The organism is Mesorhizobium sp. M0276 (assembly GCF_040321755.1).
In the GTDB taxonomy this organism is placed as follows: Bacteria; Pseudomonadota; Alphaproteobacteria; order Rhizobiales; family Rhizobiaceae; genus Mesorhizobium.
The window spans coordinates 1-16,524 of record NZ_JAMYSC010000059.1; the positions used below are offsets into that span (position 1 = coordinate 1).

General features: G+C 63.1%; 15 protein-coding genes. 12 read left to right on the plus strand and 3 right to left on the minus strand.

What is annotated here, in order from left to right:
- Positions 1–174: 174 nt before the first annotated feature.
- Complete coding sequence (locus tag NKJ01_RS30270) at positions 175–846, minus strand: GntR family transcriptional regulator (protein ID WP_352733768.1); 672 nt, start codon at positions 844–846, stop codon at positions 175–177.
- 134 nt (positions 847–980) lie between these two features.
- Here NKJ01_RS30270 and NKJ01_RS30275 point away from each other — a divergent pair, with 134 nt between their 5' ends.
- The 8 genes from NKJ01_RS30275 to NKJ01_RS30310 are packed head-to-tail and all read left to right on the plus strand — an operon-like array spanning position 981 to position 9,740.
- A complete protein-coding gene (locus tag NKJ01_RS30275) occupies positions 981–1,568 on the plus strand; it encodes an amino acid synthesis family protein (protein ID WP_352733770.1) in 588 nt (195 codons plus the stop codon).
- Positions 1,561–3,366, plus strand: a complete 1,806-nt coding sequence (locus NKJ01_RS30280; RefSeq protein ID WP_352733772.1) for an alpha/beta fold hydrolase — start codon at positions 1,561–1,563, stop codon at positions 3,364–3,366. The genes NKJ01_RS30275 and NKJ01_RS30280 overlap by 8 nt, the downstream gene beginning before the upstream one ends.
- Positions 3,363–4,400: an LLM class flavin-dependent oxidoreductase gene (locus NKJ01_RS30285; protein WP_352733774.1), complete on the plus strand. Its 1,038-nt coding sequence runs from the start codon at positions 3,363–3,365 to the stop codon at positions 4,398–4,400. Before NKJ01_RS30280 ends, NKJ01_RS30285 begins: the two co-directional genes overlap by 4 nt.
- A gap of 10 nt (positions 4,401–4,410) precedes the next feature.
- Positions 4,411–5,880 (plus strand): aldehyde dehydrogenase, encoded by a 1,470-nt coding sequence (locus NKJ01_RS30290; protein WP_352733776.1) that lies wholly within the window; start codon positions 4,411–4,413, stop codon positions 5,878–5,880.
- A 59-nt stretch (positions 5,881–5,939) separates the two neighbouring features.
- Complete coding sequence (locus NKJ01_RS30295) at positions 5,940–6,944, plus strand: ABC transporter substrate-binding protein (protein WP_352733778.1); 1,005 nt, start codon at positions 5,940–5,942, stop codon at positions 6,942–6,944.
- A gap of 59 nt (positions 6,945–7,003) precedes the next feature.
- Positions 7,004–7,864, plus strand: coding sequence for an ABC transporter permease (locus NKJ01_RS30300; protein ID WP_352733780.1), 861 nt, complete (start codon positions 7,004–7,006; stop codon positions 7,862–7,864).
- A 2-nt stretch (positions 7,865–7,866) separates the two neighbouring features.
- The gene (locus NKJ01_RS30305) at positions 7,867–8,667 is read left to right on the plus strand and encodes an ABC transporter permease (RefSeq protein WP_352733782.1); all 801 of its coding nucleotides are present in this window, start codon (positions 7,867–7,869) and stop codon (positions 8,665–8,667) included.
- The gene (locus NKJ01_RS30310; RefSeq protein WP_352733784.1) at positions 8,664–9,740 is read left to right on the plus strand and encodes an ABC transporter ATP-binding protein; all 1,077 of its coding nucleotides are present in this window, start codon (positions 8,664–8,666) and stop codon (positions 9,738–9,740) included. Before NKJ01_RS30305 ends, NKJ01_RS30310 begins: the two co-directional genes overlap by 4 nt.
- A 208-nt stretch (positions 9,741–9,948) precedes the next feature.
- Here NKJ01_RS30310 and NKJ01_RS30315 read toward each other — a convergent pair whose 3' ends face one another.
- Complete coding sequence (locus tag NKJ01_RS30315; protein WP_352733786.1) at positions 9,949–10,668, minus strand: hypothetical protein; 720 nt, start codon at positions 10,666–10,668, stop codon at positions 9,949–9,951.
- Positions 10,669–10,992: 324 nt separating this feature from the next.
- On the opposite strand from NKJ01_RS30315, the gene NKJ01_RS30320 reads away from it, so the two are divergent.
- The 4 genes from NKJ01_RS30320 (at position 10,993) to NKJ01_RS30335 (ending at position 15,668) form a co-directional block, all read left to right on the plus strand.
- Positions 10,993–12,555, plus strand: coding sequence for a hypothetical protein (locus NKJ01_RS30320; protein WP_352733788.1), 1,563 nt, complete (start codon positions 10,993–10,995; stop codon positions 12,553–12,555).
- 504 nt (positions 12,556–13,059) lie between these two features.
- A complete protein-coding gene (locus tag NKJ01_RS30325; protein WP_352733790.1) occupies positions 13,060–13,350 on the plus strand; it encodes a hypothetical protein in 291 nt (96 codons plus the stop codon).
- Between the two features lie 582 nt (positions 13,351–13,932).
- The gene (locus tag NKJ01_RS30330) at positions 13,933–14,871 is read left to right on the plus strand and encodes a hypothetical protein (protein ID WP_352733792.1); all 939 of its coding nucleotides are present in this window, start codon (positions 13,933–13,935) and stop codon (positions 14,869–14,871) included.
- A 368-nt stretch (positions 14,872–15,239) separates the two neighbouring features.
- Positions 15,240–15,668: a hypothetical protein gene (locus NKJ01_RS30335; RefSeq protein WP_352733794.1), complete on the plus strand. Its 429-nt coding sequence runs from the start codon at positions 15,240–15,242 to the stop codon at positions 15,666–15,668.
- On the opposite strand, the gene NKJ01_RS30340 is transcribed toward NKJ01_RS30335, so the two are convergent.
- The gene (locus NKJ01_RS30340) at positions 15,662–16,462 is read right to left on the minus strand and encodes a hypothetical protein (protein WP_352733796.1); all 801 of its coding nucleotides are present in this window, start codon (positions 16,460–16,462) and stop codon (positions 15,662–15,664) included. The genes NKJ01_RS30335 and NKJ01_RS30340 overlap by 7 nt on opposite strands.
- Between the last annotated feature and the right edge of the window lie 62 nt (positions 16,463–16,524).

Here is a 16,524-nt window from a genome sequence, read left to right on the forward strand (position 1 = left end):
ATCCCCATAGCTCACCGCCTGCGGCCCGCGGGTTCCTGCATCAGAGACTTTCGTACGCCTGACGGCACCCGAAACCCTTCAGCAATCTCAGTCGTAGTGCATTTTCGGTTGCCGGGAAGCAGACATTTTCTGCAAGGCGCTTCGAACGGTTGGATAGGCTAGGCTCACGCGGACCTAGACCAGGCGAAGTTTATCTCGAGCGATCTGCCATGCCGATTCAACATGTCGCCGTGCCGCCGCTTCCGCTTCATCGGGCTTGCGCGCCTTTATCGCATCCATGATCTCATTCATCTCGGTGATCGCCGGCTCGCGGCGGTTCTCCGAAAGAATAGTCATCGAACGAAGCTGATTGATGCGGACATTCAACCCGCTGACGATTTCCCAGGCGACACGCTTGTCCGCGGCCTCGAACAGCGCCTCGTAGAATTTCGTCGTCGCCCGCATAACCGCCGGCGGCGTCGCCGACGCCCACGCATCGAACAAATCCGCCAGCGCCCCTTCGAGCGTTGCCAACTGCTCGCCGGTGGCCGACAGGGCACAGGCTCGGGCCGCGATGCCTTCAAGCAGAGCCCGAAGCTCGTAGATCTCGTCGGTACGGCCGAGGTCCGGCCTGGCGACGGCCGGCCCATGCCCAGGGATCATCTGCACGAGCCCCTCGGCCTCCAATTGCCGCAGAACCTCGCGCACGACGGAACGGCTGACGCCAAGCTGGTCGCAAAGCGGCCGCTCGACCAGCCTTTCGCCCGGCTGGAAATGGAAATCCATGATCGCTTCGCGCATGCGCTCCAGCGCCAGCGTCCTCAAGGTCTTGGCGCTGCGGTCGATACGAAGCGTGTCGTTTGGCATGTGTTACCTCCTGCGCCGCCACGAAAACAGATTCCATGCCCGGTTGACAAGGTACTTGGCGCTCCATAGCATGGTATACCATAAGATGATGCAAGGATCGGACGATCCCACGGCATCGCCGATCCGAGGATTCCATGCAGCCTGCCATTCGCAAGATCGTCACCTACACCGAGAACACGCTGATCGAAGGCGGCAAGGCTGCACCCCGACCGCTGCGCCTGATCGGCGTCGCCGCGGTGCTGACCAACCCCTGGGCAGGACGCGGCTTCACCGACGATCTGTCACCAGAGATCCGCGCCTGCGCGCCGGTACTTGGGGAAATCCTGACCCGCGAGATCATTGCCATCGCCGGGTCCGGCGAGGCAATCGAGGGCTATGGCAAGGCGGCCATTTGCGGCACGTCAGGTGAGATCGAGCATGCCTCGGCGCTGATCCACACACTGCATTTCGGCAACCATTATCGCCGCGCCGTCGGCGCTAGGACCTATCTTGCCTTCACCAATCTGCGCGGCGGGCCGAACACGCCGATCATGATCCCGCTGATGGACAAGAATGACGAGGGACGGCGCTCGCATTACCTGACCGTGCATTTCCAGATCGGCGATGCGCCGGCGCCGGACGAGCTGGTGGTCGCGCTTGGCGCGTCGATCGGCGGTCGCCCGCATCACCGCATCGGCGATCGCTACCAGGACCTCAAGGAACTTGGGGACGTGCATGGCTGACGCTTCCGCATCGGCATGGGCTCGACAGGGCGCCGCGCCCGACGGCACCGGCTTCATCCGCGCCGGGGCGGGCACGCCGGTGCTGTTCATCCACGGCGTCGGCATGAACGCCGCGATCTGGCAGCCGCAGATCGAGCGCATGGCTGATAGCTTCGACGTCATCGCCATCGACATGCTCGGCCATGGCCAGTCGCCGCTGCCGCCGCAGCATCCGGAGCTGGCCGACTACGCCGACCAGGCCATTCGCCTGCTCGACCATCTCGGCCTCAACAAGGTGTCCGTCGTCGGCCACTCGATGGGTGCACTCGTTGCCCAGGAGTTGGCCCTGCGCGCGCCAGGGCGCGTGCGCCGCATCGTTTCGCTTAACGCGGTGTTCCGCCGCCCACCTGAATTGGCCAAGGCCGTTCGCGAGCGCGCGGCGGCGCTCAACGGCCGCGGCGACGCTGCCGGCACGGCACAGACCATTGCCCGCTGGTTCGGAGATCCGGTGCCGGTCGAGCTGGAAGCGGCAGCGCAGACGACGGCATCCGCATTGAGCAGGGTCGACCCCGAAGGCTACGCCCGCACCTATAGCCTGTTCGCACGCGCCGATGGCGATCATGCTGAGCGTCTGCCGACGTTGGCCCTACCGGCCCTGTTCATGACTGGCTCCGAGGACAGGAACTCTTCGCCGGCAATGTCGGCCGCGATGGCACGCCTGACGCCGCATGGCCGCTGCACGGTACTGCCGGGCGAGAAGCACATGATGGCGGTCGCGGCACCGGACCTCACCACGCGCTACATCGTTGACTTCCTCGCAGAGGATGAAGCGACCGAGCAAAACGGCGCTGCGGAGGCGAATACCGGGTTCGACAGCGGCGAGTTCCGCCGCGCGCTGGGCTCCTTTCTCACCGGCGTCACCATCGTCACCACGATCGGCCCCGAAGGCGAGCCGCGCGGCTTCACCGCCAACTCCTTCACCTCGGTGTCGCTCGATCCGCCGCTGGTGCTCGTCTGCATCGCCCACAAAGCGCTTGGCCATCCCGTCTTCGCGACATCGAAAAGCTTCGCCATCAACGTCCTCAATGAGGGTCAAAAGGCAGCGTCCGGCATCTTCGCCTCGAAAGCGGCCGACAAGTTCGCCTCGGTGGCATGGCGGCCGGGACGGACCGGCAGCCCCGTGCTGGACGGTTCCGTCGCGTCCTTCGATTGCGACATGGAGCGGCTGGTCGAGGCCGGCGATCATTCGATCCTTATCGGCCGCGTCCGCGATTTCGAGCACAACTCCGCGCAGCCGCTCGGCTATTGCCGCGGCGCCTATATCGCGCCCGGCCTCAGCCAGGACGCGCTCGCCGCTGCCCAGCCCGGCACCGATGTCGGCGCCATCCTCGAGAATGGCGGCCGGATCCTGTTCCTGGAAACGGCGGACGGCTTTGAACTGCCGCGCGGCCGGGGTTTGGGCTCGGCCGGCGATGGCAAAAGTCTCCGAGGGCTGCTTGCGGCGAAGGCCATCGAGGCTCAGCTCGGCTTCCTTTTCGCCGTCTGGGACGATGCCGGTACTGTCTCACGCACACATGTCTACTATCGCGGCACGTTCGACGTGCCCGCTTCCAGCGATCGCGGCATCAGGCTCATCGAGATCGACGCGATCGAAGGATTGAAGATCGCCGATCCTGCGATCCGCTCGATGCTCGCGCGCTATGTCAGGGAATGCTCGGTGGACGCATTCGGCGTCTATGTCGGCAACGATGTCGAAGGCGAGGTCCGGCCGCTCGCCAGGGCCGGCGCTTCCGCCGTCAATACAGGTGACCACGGATGAAATTCTCGCTCTTCGTGCACATGGAACGGTCGGACCTCGCCAAACCGCATTCCGAGCTTGTGACCGAGCTCGAGGAGCTGGTCCTGATGGCAGAACAGGCCGGCTTTGAGACCGCCTGGATCGGCGAGCATCACGGCATGGAATTCACCATCTCGCCCAATCCCTTCATCAATATCGCCTATCTCGCGGCCAAAACCAACCGTATCCGCCTCGGCACCGGGACCGTGATCGCGCCTTTCTGGCACCCGATCAAGCTTGCCGGCGAAGCGGCGATGGCCGACGTCATCAGCGATGGCCGGCTCGACATCGGCATCGCGCGCGGCGCCTACAGTTATGAATATCAGCGCATCTTTCCAGGCCTCGACGCTTGGGGGGCCGGCCAGCGCATGCGCGAGATCATACCGGCGATCCGCGGTCTCTGGGACGGCGACTTCGAACTCTCTGGCGAGTTCTGGCAATTCCCGCCGACCACCTCCTCGCCCAAGCCGCTGCAAAAACCCTACCCGCCGATCTGGGTGGCAGCGCGCGATCCGAACTCGCACGATTTTGCCGTCGCCAATGGTTGCAAGGTGCAGGTGACGCCGCTGGCTTCCGGCGATGACGAGGTGGCGAGCCTGATGCAGCGCTTCAACGCCGCCTGCGCCGCGCATCCCGAGATCGACCGACCGGAAATCATGCTTTTGATGCACACCTTCGTCGCCGAGGACGCGGCCGACGCCGATCGTCTCACGCAGGACCTGTCGACTTTCTACTGCCAGTTCGGCGCCTGGTTCCAGAACAAGAAACCAGTGCACCAAGGCATCTTGGAGCCGCTGACGCCGGACGAGATCGCGGCCATGCCGCAATACGCGCCCGACAAGATCCGACAGAATCTGGTGATCGGCGAAGCCGATGAGGTCATGGCCCGGCTGAAAGCCTATGAGGCGCTCGGCTACGACCAGTATTCGATCTGGATCGACAGCGGCCTTTCGCACGAGCGCAAGATGAAATCGCTGCAACTGTTCATCGACCGGGTGATGCCGGCCTTCCTCTGATCGCGAGCCCATGACCGACGCCCTCTTCAGGAACTTCATCGACGGCCGCTTCGACGAGCCGTCCGCCATTTTCGACAGCGTCGACCCATCGGCCGGGACGGCCTGGGCCAGGATGCCGGCGGCGAGCGAAGCCGATGTCGACCGTGCCGTCGAGGCGGCGCACCGCGCACTGCGCTCAGACCTATGGCGAAGGATGACTGCGACAGCGCGGGGAAAACTGCTGGTCAAGCTCGGCGACCTCGTCGCCGCCAATGCCGGGCGCCTTGCCGAACTCGAGACGCGCGACACCGGCAAGATCATCCGCGAAACCCGCGCCCAGATCGCCTATGTCGGCGACTACTACCGCTATTATGGCGGGCTTGCCGACAAGCATGAAGGCACGCATGTGCCTGTTGACAAGGCGGATCTCGACGTCACCATACGCCGCGAACCGATCGGCGTCGTTGCTGCGGTGGTGCCCTGGAATTCGCAGCTCTTCCTCTCGGCCGTCAAGCTCGGCCCGGCGCTCGCCGCCGGCTGCACGATCGTGCTCAAGGCCTCCGAAGATGGGCCGGCGCCGCTGCTTGCCTTTGCCGAATTGGTTCATGAGGCCGGGTTTCCAGCCGGTGTCGTCAACATCCTCACCGGCTTTGGCCATGATTGCGGCCGGCGCCTGACCAGCCATCCGCTGGTTTCGCGCGTCGCCTTCACCGGCGGTCCGTCGACGGCGCGCGCCGTCGTCAGGAACACGGCGGAAAACCTTGCCTACACCACGCTCGAACTCGGTGGCAAAAGCCCGGTCGTCGTCTTTGCCGACGCCGACCTCGACAGTGCCGCCAATGCGGTGGTCGCCGGCATTTTCGCGGCGACCGGCCAGAGCTGCGTCGCCGGCTCGCGGCTGCTGGTTGAACGTTCGGTGAAGGATGAATTCCTCGCTCGCCTGAAGCGCAAGGCCGAGGCGATCCGCATCGGCGATCCGCAGGATCCGGCGACCGAAATGGGTCCGCTCGCCACGCTGCGGCAGCGCGACTGGATCGAGAAGGTTGTCGCGGAAAGCCTCACCGCGGGCGGCATGCTGGTCACCGGCGGAACACGGCCAGTCGGCAGCGGCTTCTACTACGCACCAACCATCATCGATGCCGGCAGCGCCGACCTGCCCTGTGTGCGCGAGGAACTGTTCGGTCCGGTGCTCAGCGTGCTTGGCTTCGACAGCGAGGCGCAAGCGCTGGCACTCGCCAACGACACGCCCTTCGGCCTGGCTTCCGGCGTATTCACCAGCAATCTCGGCAAGGCCCATCGCATGGCGCGCGACATCCATGCCGGTGTCGTCTGGGTCAACACCTATCGTGCCGTATCGCCGCTCGTTCCCTTCGGCGGCTACGGCCTGTCAGGCCTCGGTCGCGAAGGCGGGCTCGATGCCATCAGAGACTACACACGCTCGAAGTCCGTCTGGATCAAGACTTCGGACGAGCCGATCCCCGATCCCTTCGTCATGCGCTGAGGAGCGTGGGGCGTGGGTGCACTGAGAAAAACAAGAACAGACCAACAGAGGAGAATGACATGAAACTGATCCTGACCGGCCTGCTGGCCGGACTGCTCGCGGCGACAGCCGCCAAGGCCGATGAGATGGCGTTCACCAGCTGGGGCGGCACCACGCAGGAGGCGCAGACCAAGTCCTGGGCCGCCCCCTTCGAGGCCAGCTCCAGCATCAAGGTTTTGCAGGATGGACCGACCGACTACGGCAAGCTCAAGGCCATGGTCGACGCCGGCAACGTCACCTGGGATGTCGTCGACGTGGAGATGGATTTCGCCATCAAGGCCGCCAAGGACGGACTGCTCGAGCCGATCGACTATGCGGTCGTGCCCAAGACCGATCTCGACCCGCGCTTCAGCAATGAGCATGCCGTCGGCAGCTTCTACTATTCCTTCGTGCTCGCCTGGAACAAGGGCGCCGTCCCGGGCGAACCGGCCGGCTGGGCCGACATGTTCGACACCAAGAAGTTTCCCGGCAAGCGGACCTTCTACAAATGGTCGGCGCCGGGCGTCATCGAGATCGCTCTGCTGGCCGACGGCGTGCAGGCGGACAAGCTCTATCCGCTCGACCTCGACCGTGCCTTCAAGAAGCTCGACACCATCAAGTCCGACATCGTCTGGTGGGGCGGCGGCGCCGAGTCGCAGCAGTTGATCGCCTCCGGCGAGGCCGCCTTCGGGCAATTGTGGAACGGGCGCGTCTTCGCCCTTCAGCAGGACGGCACCGATGTCGGCGTCTCCTGGAACCAGAACCTCACCGCCGCCGACGTGCTCGTCGTGCCGAAGGGTACCAAGAACAAGGCCAGCGCGATGAAGTTCCTTGCCGCCGCCACCAGCCCGACCGGCCAAGCGAAATTCGCCGAAGCAAGCGGCTATGCGCCCATCAACACCAAGGCCAAGGCGGAGATGCCGGCCGATGCCGTCAAGGCCCTGCCAGATGCCCATGTCGAGGGCCAGATCAACCTGGACATGAACTACTGGGCCGAGCATCGCGACGAGATCGCGACGCGCTGGTATGCCTGGCAGACCAAGTAACACCGTTGCAGACCGACGGGGCGCGGCTTGCGCGCCCCGTTTCGAGACAGGACCGCTCGATGCAAGGAAATTCTCCTAGACGCGGCTCGATCGTCGGCCTGCCGGCCGGCAGTGGCAGCGCCTTGCCGGCCCTGCTCCTGGTCGGGCTGTTCTTCATCGTGCCGGTGGTCGCCCTGCTGCTGCGCAGCGTCACCGATCCCGAACCGGGCTTGCAGAACTACGCGGCGCTGTTCGGCAGCGGCACCTATGTGCGGGTGTTCCTCAACACCTTCCTGGTTGCATCGGTCGTCACCGCCGTCACCATCCTGGTGGCTTTTCCCGTCGCCTGGATGCTGGCGATCATGCCCCCAGCCTTGGGCTCGATCGTCTTCGGCATCATCATCCTGTCGATGTGGACCAATCTCCTCACACGCACCTATGCGTGGATGGTGCTGCTGCAGCGCACAGGAGTGATTAACCGGGCCCTGATGGGGCTCGGCGTTGTCCAGGAACCACTTCCGCTCATCAACAATCTGGCCGGCGTGACCATCGGCATGGTCTACATCATGCTGCCCTTCATGATCCTGCCGCTGGTCGGCACGCTGCGAGCGATCGACCCGATGACGCTGCGTGCGGCGGCCCTTTGCGGCGCCAGCCAATTCGAGGCCTTCCGCCGCATCCTCTTGCCGCTGTCGCTTCCCGGTATCGCCGCCGGAGGGCTGATGGTCTTCGTCATGTCGCTTGGCTACTTCGTCACCCCGGCCCTGCTCGGCGGCACATCGAACATGATGCTGGCCGAGATGATCGCCCAGACGGTGCAGTCGCTGCTCAACTGGGGGCTCGGCAGTGCGGCCGCCTTCGTCCTGCTTGTCGTCACCATGGCGCTCTACGCGATCCAGCTTCGCCTGGTCGGCGCCAAGCGCACCGGCGGAGGGATCTGAGGATGCTGCTCGACTACGACAGGCTCGGATGGCTGCGCGTAGCGCTTGTCGGCTTCATGGCGGCAGTCGCGGCTTTCCTGTTGCTGCCGGTGGTCTTCATCGTGCTCCTGTCATTCGGCTCGTCGCGCTGGCTGGCCTTCCCGCCGCCCGGCTGGACGGTGAAATGGTACCAGCAATTGCTGGCCGACCCGAGCTGGATCGATGCCGCACTGACGAGTGCCCGGATTGCCGCCATGGCCGCCATCCTCGCCCTCGTCATTGGCCTGTTTGCCTCCTTCAGCCTGGTCAGGGGTGAGTTTCGCGGACGCCAGGTCCTGCGCGGCTTGCTGTTGACGCCGATGGTGCTGCCGGTGGTCGTTTTCGCCATCGCCATCTACGCCTTCTTCCTGCGCATCGGCCTTGCCGGCACCACGGTCGGCTTCGTCATCGCCCACACCATCCTGGCGCTGCCTTTCGCCATCATTCCGATCACGGCCGCGCTCGAGGGTTTTGACAAATCCATCGAGGACGCGGCCATCGTCTGCGGCGCCAGCCCACTGCAGGCGCGGCTTAGGATCACCTTGCCGTCGATCAGGATCGGCATCTTCTCGGCGGCGATCTTCTCTTTCCTGGCCTCATGGGACGAGGTCGTGGTGGCGATCTTCATGGCGAGCCCGACCTTGCAGACCTTGCCGGTGAAGATCTGGGGCAGCCTGCGCGCCGACCTCAGCCCGGTCGTCGCCGCCGCCTCCAGCCTGCTTGTCGGCTTGACCTTGTGCCTGATGATCGTGACCGCACTCCTTCGCAGAAAATTGTCCAGATGATCCCTCCCTTCCTGTCCATACGCGCAGTAAGAAAGACGTTCGGTGCCTTCGTCGCCGTCCATGACGTCACCATCGATGTGCCCAAGGGCGAGTTCCTGACGTTCCTCGGCCCGTCGGGCTCCGGCAAGTCGACCACGCTCTACGCCATCGCCGGTTTCCAGGATCCGAGCTCGGGCGATGTGCTCCTGGAGGACAGGTCGCTGCTTTCGGTGCCGTCGCACAAGCGCAACATCGGCATGGTGTTCCAGCGCTACACCCTGTTTCCGCATCTGAGCGTCGCCGAGAACGTCGCCTTTCCGCTGCGCGTGCGCCGCCGGCCCGACGGCGAGGTCAAGCGCAAGGTTGCCGACATGCTGGCGCTGGTGCGCCTCGAAAACTTCGCCGACCGCCATCCGGGCGCGCTGTCTGGCGGCCAGCAGCAGCGCGTGGCGCTTGCACGCGCGCTGGCCTACGACCCACCGATCCTCTTGATGGACGAACCGCTGTCGGCACTCGACAAGAAGCTGCGCCAGGAAATTCAGGCTGAAATCCGCCGTATCCATCGCGAGACCGGCGTTACGATCCTCTATGTCACGCATGACCAGGAGGAGGCGCTGCATCTTTCGGATCGCATCGCTCTGTTCAGGGAAGGCCGTATCGAACAGATCGGCACCGGTGAGGATCTTTACCTCCGGCCGGTGAGCGAGTTTGTCGCCGGCTTCATCGGAAACTCGAATTTCCTGCCGGCCGAGCATCTGCTAACCGCAGGTGGTGCGTCGACGGTCCGCCTGGCCGACGGCTCGATCGTGACCGGCGTAAAGACGACAACATCCTTTGGTCAAGGCCAAAAGGTGCGCCTGATGGTACGTCCCGAAGCCTTCCGCCTGACGCCCGGGCCAGCGAGCGCAGCACTCGCCGTCGAGATCGTCGATACCGCCTTCTTCGGCGACCGCCGGCGCATCGTGGCGCGCACGGCGGCCGGAGAAGATATCGACGTCAGGCCAACCTCCGATGCAGAGGAAGCGGACAGCGCCATCGCACCGGGTCAACGCATTTTCTTCGATCCTGCCTCGGCATTCCTGTTCCCTGGCTAGGGCTTGGATTGCGCCCTGTCAGGTCGATTCCATTGCGGCATTAAAGTCCGCTTGTGAAAATTCGAGCTTAGAAGCTGACAGTCCCCTTTCGGCCCCAAATTGCGGTCCTTCCTGATGATGAGGACATGCGGCGGGCTTAGGGACGAGCGCAAGCTCGAGTGGCGGGCTGCGTGGTCCCGGCGCTGCTCGTTTTTTTCGGGCGACCGGCTTAGTCCCGTGCTGCCGATACGATGTTGGCGGAATAGCATTCGTCGATCTGCCGTCGTTGATCCCGTACGCGTGTCTGGACTAGCGCGGAGCGGCTTGTGTCGGTCTCCGCAGGATAGGCAAACATTGCCCGCGCCGTGGGAGCGGGAGTTTGAAAAAATTGTGATCGCGCCAGCTGGCTTGTGGGCGGCAGCTTCGACCGATGGCGGACGTTTGTGACGTCTGGCTGCACTTCCCTGGAGCGTTTCCCGGTCCATTCTAGCTCTGTCCAGAACAAAAGTGACATATCATCAAGCACCGAGGTATTTGGAACTCTGGCTTTACCCGGAAGCCGGTAAAGCGTGGCATCTTTTTGTGCGCCCCGGTGTACACAGTAGGTGAAGATAACGCGCTGCTTTGCCCGAGCGAAGGCGACAAAGAACCGGCCGTCCCCTAGACTTGATTCCGACAGAACTCCACCACGCGCCGTCGTCGAAGCCGACGAAAGTGCCTGTATGGTCCTCAAGGCCCATTTTTTTGTCGATCGTTTCAACGGGATCGCGTGCAGTGCTTCGTAAATGTCGAGAGCTTCCGTCCAGTCGATAGCGGCGGCTAACGATGCGTGCATGCGAGCAAGGTCCAGCCATGACGCGCCTGCTCGGTTCCGGAGCTGGACTTCATGAAGCCAAACGGTTCGCCATCCGTAGGTTTTCAAGTCGAAATCCTGCAGATCGATTCTCATCGAAAAATGTTCTATCCGAGTTGTTGTCGCGTCGGTGGACGTGATGCTTGTGCTTGCAAGATATTACTCTAGTCGCTTTCGTGTGCGAGCGACCAGCAGCCGATACGCCCGCAAGCTTTCTAATGGTGTCTTTACGATGTTCCGGTTTATTAGCTATGTGTAAATATATCACAAGTAAGATAATTGCACACCAAGAAAGATAAATTCTAGTATACATATTTTAGACGCGTAAGCTCGATCCGAGTAGTATTAAATCATGAATGTTGCCGGATGTTAAATACGGTAGATTGGACGTCTGAGTTATCTTAGACTATACTGTTTTTGATGCCTGCAGATGTGCTCTGTTTTGGCAGTGACTGTTTATTTTGGAAAGGAACTAGCATGAAAAAATCAAACTTTACGGGCGTCAGCATTATTCCTTCTGCCTTCCTGCCCGAGGCTATCGCAGAGACGTCCGTGCAGGAACAGGAACCCGCACGTGCGAGGACTCCCGGAAGCAAAATTAAGAAGGTCGCCAAGGCATCCAGACCGCCGGCGACGTATGAAGAGCTCGGCATCCCCGCCGAGAAAATCCCTGTGCTCGTGGAATGCGAGAATATGTTCCGCGGGTCCGAACGCGTCGATGCCGAGCAGGTCTTCGTTAAGGGTGAGGCAGTAGCCAAGGCCAGACAGGCCTGTCCATCCCAGGAGTCGTTCGCGACGTGGTTGAAAGGTTGGTGCGGGCAGTCACGACGCACCGGCGATAACTTCATTGCGGTTCACGAACGGCTCGGCCAGTACCGGACGCTGTTCGTCGAACACAATGTGCAGCGTGTCGCGCTTTATGCGCTGTGCGCGGCGTCGCCTGAAAAGATCGAGGCGGTGGCGAACCGGTTGCGAGCGGGAGAGCGCCCGTCGGCTGCCGAGATCGGGGCCTTCGCCAGGGATGGCGCTACCAAGGCAGCTCCGCTTCAGCCAGCGAACATCGCCGGTCCCGAAGGCGTCAAGGCGTTGATCCGCGAGAAGACGGCCGCCGGGTTGCCTGCTCTCATCGGCCGCCTCTGCCGCATGCTCGAGGTTGTCCAGGAAGCCGTCCTCCGTCACGCCGGAGGTAAACCCCTGGTCAAGAAGAAGCTTACCGAGCTGTTGGTCCAACCAGCCCGCCGCGCCCGCGCCGAACTGGAAAGCCTGGCGGCATTCGTCGAGCCCAATTCCAATGGCCCGGACTGGCTTGTGCATACGGCAAGATTCCCGGCCGATACTGGCTGGAGTCTGGTCTGGCACGTTCTCTATACGATGGCCGGCGCCGATGACTGGCCGAAGGACGACAGGTTCAGGCCATGGTTTTTGGAGAAGGTTCTGCCAAGTCTGGAATGGGCGGTCGGTCCGAAGCTTGCCGCGGCAACGGCCAAGGCCGTCAAGGCAAAGTTGGAAACTGAGGCAGCCATGCTGTCGGAGCGAAAGATGGTGAAGGCGTCGAAAACACCACGGAAAATGAAGGGTCTCGCACAGGAGGGGAGGGACGCCGCTGAAGCCTTGTCCCCGATGTCGGCGCCGAAGTCGCCGGCTGCGAGCCGGAAGGTCGTCGAGGCCCCCATGAAAACGGCGGCACTGCTGAACGGCGAGCCCGCCGCACCGGGCGGGGTCGCGGGTGAAGCCGCCGGCACGCCGGAAGAGGCGATCGCCCCGAAGCGCGCGGCGAAAGCCGCTGCCAAAGGCACGCCGGCGGAGGCTTACGGCGAGAGGGAGCCGATCGGACCGGAAGAGTGCGTCCGCCGGATAAAGGCGACGCTGCTGGACGTCGCGGTGCCAGCGTTTGCCGCAAGGCAGCCACGGGAGGGATTCGTCAAGCCTCCCTTCCTGAAGGACATTCGCGAAGATAAAGGCGGATCGCCGAAGATGGGCTGACGCCGGTTTCCGAACCTATCGAACCGGCCCTCGCCACAAGCGGGGGCCTTAATTTTTGGAACTGTTTCGGGAACCTCTGACAGTCGCTGGGCGCAAGCAGCGACCGCATCGGCGCGGGAAAGATGATAATGGCCCAGCGACGCTCGTGCGACCGATTGCGCGAAGGCAAGGCAAGGCAAGGGTGAGCACGCCGGCGACCTCGCGAAGCGAGCAAGACCATCCGCACAACCTGCTTGATGACTATCTCAGTAGGCCGGCCCGCCGCGACCCGGCTCAATCGAATGCCAGAGCCTTCCAGAAGCCTTCTGGGCGGAAGCTATGGATCAATAGGACAGCCTTGTCTCGCGGTGTCTTCGATTACATGGGAGTTCGAAGCAAGGGTTCGCCGCGAGAAACGAAAATGTCTCTCGGTGGTTTGTGGCTTGCAAGGATCACCCTCACCCTTGTGGGAGGAGGCCGATCCCCGCGCCTGCCGCCGCAATACCCTGGACAACGGAGCATCAAATGAAACTCACACTGACCCCACCGCCCTTCCTCGCCAGGTTCGCAAGCCTCCCCTCGCGCTACCGGATCGCGCAGGACCGGCTACTCGAGCTCGACCGGACTGGCCGGCTGCGTGCCATCACCGGGCTAGAGTTCGTCCAGCGGCTGATCGACGCCCGTGCGGAACTCGACAATCCGCAGAACGGTAGAAACGCGCGAACAATACAGCTGGCGCTGCAGCAATTCGAACGTGAGGTCGCAGCCTTCGAAGAGAAGCTTGTGGAAATCGACGCGAGGCTCCAGCTGAACTGACGATTGCCCAATCACATTCCGATGAGCGTCGGCAGTCATGATGTAACTCGTGCCAATGAGCGCGGATCGCCACCCAATCGAACGAGATCCTCCTGGAATTCGGAGCCCGGAATTAACCCTGCGATCGTTTGGAGGCAATCCGCGCGATTGTGGGGATTGAGATCTGTTCCGGATCCGTTCACATAAGGATCGTTCCGGCCATATCCGGGGCAAGTCGGCCCCCGCCGGTGTTGGAAGCACCGACCAGGGCCTGACCCGCAACCTTCTTGTGAAAGGCTTTGGGCTATGAAGAGCACTATCGTTTTTGTCTCCTTTGGGAAAGAAACTTCTCGCTTTCGGGTGGCTGAGCCGCGCCGATTGCCGCCGGCATTGCGCGTCACGCCAATTGCCGCCGCGGCTTGCGCCCCAATAGCGGCGCGCTGAGCGTAGCCTTCCCATCCGAGACGATCGACATCTGACCGGCGAACGCCGTGCGCGGATCGATCGGGCAAACATTGCCCATTGCCGCCATGGCGTGACCGTCGCAGGCATGAGCCGTGCTGTCCGGCGCCGATCGTCTCTGTCGTCATCAAGGAGAATTCCATGAACCACAATCCTGTGCTCCCGACTTCATCGTCGGCATCAGCATTTGCCCATTCTGCTGTCATTGCCGATCTCGAACCCGATTTCGCGCGCATGGTCGACAGGGCAATGGCCGCGGTGCTTTCCGGCGACACCAAGCCGGACACTGTCTTCGGCAACTGTGCAGGCCTCGTCTCGATGGCGCGCTCGGTCTCGTTCCATGAGGGCAAGCTGCTTGAATGGGGCGTCATTCGCATCGCCGCCTGCAACCCCGACCTCCTGGTGATGCCGCAGGACAAGCCGATGCCTGTTGTGCCGGCCGCGCTGGAGTTTCTGGAACGCAACGAATGGTCGAAGCTCGAGGGCATCCGGTTGCGGTCCGAAGTGCATTCGAAAAAAACCTACACGCCAGATATCGTCCTGGTGAACAGGAAGCGGCATTCGGCGCTGATCGTCGACATGAAGCGGTCGTTGGCATCCTATGCCGAGCATCGTCTCGAGACGCTTCGACAGCGCATGATGGCCGTTGCGCTCGTCGCCGCCGACTGGCTGTACGTCGAGCGAAAGGCTCCCTTTGTCTCTGAAGTCGGCATTGCTGTCATCGACGGCTCGGATGAAGCCAGCGATCACTCAAGGGGGGTCTTCGGCCTCTCCGAGATCGGGGACCTGCTTGAGATTGCCGGCGCCGGCGCGGCGATGATGCATCTGCGGGCGATGTTCGCGGCGCGTGTCCGCGAGGAACTCGAACGCCAATGCCGGGCGGTCATCGTAGAGACCGAACCGACATCTTGTCTCTGCGGCGGACGCACTGCGGCGGAGCAGCCGTTCTTTGGCGATGAAGCGGAAGCGGATCTTGTCGGTCCCGACATCATCCATCCCGGCGAAGCCCGTATTCGTCGGACGTCTGAGATCGATGCGCGGGTAAAAGTCGGCTTCGCCCGGACGCGCGCCAGTCCCTGATTGGTAGGGCGGACCGACAGTCCGATCCGCGCCCACCATCACCGCAGACAACCACACGATTAAAAGCCCGCCTTGCCGGCGGCACGGAGAATTTTGTCATGAGCACACGCACATCCATCAGCAAGCGAAGACTCACCAAGACAGCCGCCAGCGCCGGGCAGAGCCTGCCGTCCGCGACTGAGGCCCCGGGGAAATCGTCTCTTCCGGAGGTTGGCCGGAAGATCGGCGACGCGTCCCGCGCGCATGCCGATCGGTGTCGGCTCTCCCGACCATTCGCCAGCAAGAGTGCGGCCCCACGGCAAGCGTCGGACCAGGCGATGTCGGGCACGAGCGCGTCCAGGACGGCGCGGCCGGAGCGCACCCCGCCAATGCCGTCCGCTTCATCATGCGCGACCACCAAGGCCGATGCGGTCGACGGCGCAGGCGCCGCTCTCGCAGCGCTCGACTGGCAGTTGCCTCCGGCCATGGCGCGGGCGCGAACAGCAAGGGGATCGAACGCGCTCCTCGGCATTCTCGGTCACAGCGAGCAATGCATTGGCCTTGCAACGAGCGGGCAGATCGCCGTCTGCGACTGCCGGACCAAGCCGATGGAAGATCCGGCTGTCGCCGTGGCGCTGGCGCTGCACTATGCGCGCACCGCGGTCGATCGGGGCATCCCGATCCCCACGGTCGTGCTCGAGCTTCTTGCTCTGCGCGTGCGGGAAGGCGACCCGACCTGTCGCGCGGTCGGCGAATGGCTCGACGAGCGTGGTTTGCTCGACATCAGATTCCCACCCAGCCTGGGGAGGGATCAGTGATGACCGCGCGTCTGGGTAAACATTTTCTCCGGCGGCTCCGTCACACTGCCGAAGCCGCCGCGCTCGACCGTGCCGTCGACACCGGCATTCTCGTCGACGAGGTACGCATCATCGACGGCTGCAAGGTTCGGCTCTTCACGCCGCATCTCACCATGCTGGAGAAATCCGAGGCCGAACTCACGCGGTTGCTTTTTCGTCTGGGCGGCATTGTCAGAGGTTCCAAGCGGGAGGAGAGCTTTACGGAATTCGAAGATGACGACGGGCTTTCGCAATCGGGCGTGGTTCTGTCCTCGAGCAAACGGGGTAGCGCGGCGCGGCCAGCTTCCTCGAAAAAGAGGGGTGCGGCGGCCTTCCGGGCACATCATTTGGATTTGAGGACAAGCCTGCTCCGCCGCATCCGCCGGACAATCGAACCGCCGCAGGCGGCGGAGGTGGCAACACTTCTGATGCTGGCGCAGGCGGTTGCCGACGATCCGGCCGCGCTCGCCGAGATGCTTCGGATCCTGAAACTGCCAAGGCCGATCATCACCATCGTCGGCAAGGTCAGGGGCTTTGAGGGCTGCTTCCTGGATATGCTTCGCAGCGGCATGATTCTCCCGGGAAAGGTCGCCATCGCGAGCGGCCATGAGATTCATCGCGACGGCAGTCTTCGGTTCAGCCGCGACGAAGACGTCAGATCGCGAGCTGTTGCATTCGCCAGCCGATGGTTCGATCCCGACGACGCTGACAAAACCGACTGGCGCGTCGGTCGGGCGGCGATGGACGCTTTCCCGATCCTGGGTGTCGCCGAACACGAGAGCCGCCTGCCCGAGAGGCTGAGACGGGCGGCCCAACTCAACCTCGTATGCGGCCCGTT